Source organism: Pseudomonas sp. R62, assembly GCF_000257605.1.
GTDB lineage: Bacteria > Pseudomonadota > Gammaproteobacteria > Pseudomonadales > Pseudomonadaceae > Aquipseudomonas > Aquipseudomonas atacamensis.
Genome location: NZ_JH635998.1, coordinates 2,399,965 through 2,402,554, shown reverse-complemented (window position 1 = coordinate 2,402,554; position 2,590 = coordinate 2,399,965). Strand labels below are relative to the sequence as shown.

The 2,590-nt window shown below is 43.1% G+C and carries 2 protein-coding genes; both read left to right on the top strand.

Annotated features, from left to right (window positions below; genetic code table 11):
* A partial coding sequence (locus OQK_RS11805) for a DUF4135 domain-containing protein (RefSeq protein ID WP_162098727.1) occupies positions 1 to 2,107 on the top strand: 2,107 nt, incomplete at its 5' end.
* The coding region (locus OQK_RS30425; RefSeq protein ID WP_038860880.1) for a hypothetical protein at positions 2,104 to 2,590 on the top strand (487 nt) is incomplete at its 3' end. The genes OQK_RS11805 and OQK_RS30425, both read left to right, overlap by 4 nt.

Here is a 2,590-nt window from a genome sequence, read left to right as displayed (position 1 = left end):
TATCCCAATTGATCTCGAAACCATTTTCTATAGCACCCTTAATATTGAAACCATTCCAAAAGAAGTACGCTGGAATGTCACCCAAACAAGCATACTTCCAAACTGGACGTGGAAAGGCACCGACGGCATAGGTGTAGACCTGAGTGCGTTAGGTGGACTATCGGAGCAATATGTCAGCTTAAATCTGTATCAACATCTGGAAGACGAGAGTGGACAGAGCCAGTTTGGCATGGACGGAGTGAAAATATTTCCAAACCAAAACGTTTTGTATATCGATGGAAAAGCGGCGCAGCCGTGGCACTACGAAAAAGAAATCATTGAAGGCCTGAACAAATTGTTCTCCATTGTGAATAGTAATCAGGCTTCAATCATCGAAATTATTGGTTCTCTCCGAGGAAGAAGAAATAGGTATATTCCGAGGCCGACCGCCACATATCACTACGCTATCCAATGCTCCTTGCATGCGACTTTAATGCGATGCACTAAAAAACGTAGAGCCTTCCTAGAGAACATTCTCAATAACGACACCGCCCCTGCCATAGGCTTTCTCAAGGCAGAGATCGCCGCTTGCTTGGATTTAGACGTACCTTTTGCTCAAGGACAAACTGGGGCCCTTGAATTCTTTGAACCAAGATACGATGGCAATGGCCACCTAGATAGCAATGACTATATAAACGGAATCGATAACAGCCTCCAATACGTTCAAACCATGAGCAAAAACAGAATCGCATTTGAAGAAAAACTGACTGCGAATACTTTATTAGCAATGAAAAATATGTATGAACATGGTGATAAGCTGACGGACCACACATTCAGACAATACGACGACCTGAACGACCCTCGGTATTCAGAAGTAGATGAGATCATTAACAAACTCAGGTCATCATCAGAGGTCAATGCGAAGTTGATCAATGAGATGTTAGGCAGTGAAATTTCCAGCAATGGACTTTGGTTGGGATTTCATTCATCACCTGGCGGTTACATGGAGTTCTCAGAGTTAGGGGACGATTTCTACTACGGACTGTCCGGCATTCTCTACGGGTGCGTGGTCGCTACTAGCCGCAGCAGCGCTATAGATAAAAAGCTGGTAAGCCAACTGCTAAATATTTGTTACAGCAGAGTGATCCAAAAACTTTCGAATAAAGGTACGCATTTAGGTGGTTTTCACTTCGGCTTATCCTCTGCAATTATACCGCTATTGATAAGCCTAGACTATTTTGATGATGAAAGGGAACACGAACTACTACAACTCTACAAGAGATATGTTGAAGAGGTACTCATTGAGCCTTGGTGGCAAAAATACTTTTGGGGCTCGGACTTTCTATCAGGTATGTTCGGAACTTTAAACGTACTGACTCATCTCTTCAGCCTCACGAAAGACAAATGCTTTTCTGATTTAGCGAAATCCTTATACGATAAGTTAAAAACAGAACTCACGCCTATAGCCGGCCGCAAACTAGCGACATTTGATAATGCAGTCACTACTAGAAGCGATGCTCTATTGAGCGGATTGTCCCATGGCATTATGGGGTGCGCATATTCGTTATTTTATTTCAACGATCTGATCGCAAAAGACGACTCAATCAAGAATTTATTCTTAGGATTTCTATCTTGGGAGCTCGACCAATATGATGGAACGATTGAAAACTGGCATGACTATAGAAAACGTTCAGCATCAAGTGCGGGCGAGTTTTCATGGAGCCATGGCTTACCAGGAAACTTTTTGGCAATAGATTATTTTGCTAGAAAGGGAGTGAGGCTGGCAACAGAGTTCTTGGAGAAACATCCGTCTAAGACTGCATTTTCTTACTGCGATCTAGAAAAAAGAAAGCGCCCTATTAACGACTCTTTATGTCATGGCGCTTTTGGAATTCTTAATATAATTAAAAAGCTTTCACCAGATTCGCTAAGTAACCCTAAGATATTTCTATGGTCAAACATCATCAACCTCAGTGAGCAAAGCAGTCGAAACCTTAGAACAAAGACTGCAGATCCTTTGGGTTTGTGGATTGGAAGAGTGGGATCGCTAATCGGCTCAATTGGGCTAATCGAGCATGACTATGAATTTCCATTCCTCCCCCACCAAATGCGGTTTCTAGAATCATGAAGGATAATCTAAAACTCTGCTGCTTTGGTGTAGGCATTGCGATTCTTACAAGCGCATCACCCTATTTAATAGGCAACTCAATCAACCTATACTTGGCAAGTGACAGTTTATATTTATACGCGCTCGCGGGCGCTTCGTTCTCCCTCATTGCCACGCCCCCATTAAAGCTGGCAGCCAACATCTATCTACAAAAAACCGCGTCCAAAACAAGATTTATTCTGAAGAAGGCAATCCTGAATCACCTACTAGACAGAAGCTTCGAGCATACGCAAAAACCAGGCGAGCGGATCGAACTCATCGATGGCGACGTTGATGGCTCGATATATTTGTATCACTCAATTTATCTGGATGTATCGCTGAACTGCAGCATCATTATCGCTGCTCTCCTGGTGACTGCCCACTATCATCCACTTCTGGCACTCGCACCACTTACCGGCCTCGTTTATGCTATTGCGGCATACCTTATAACTCGAAAAAATAGCA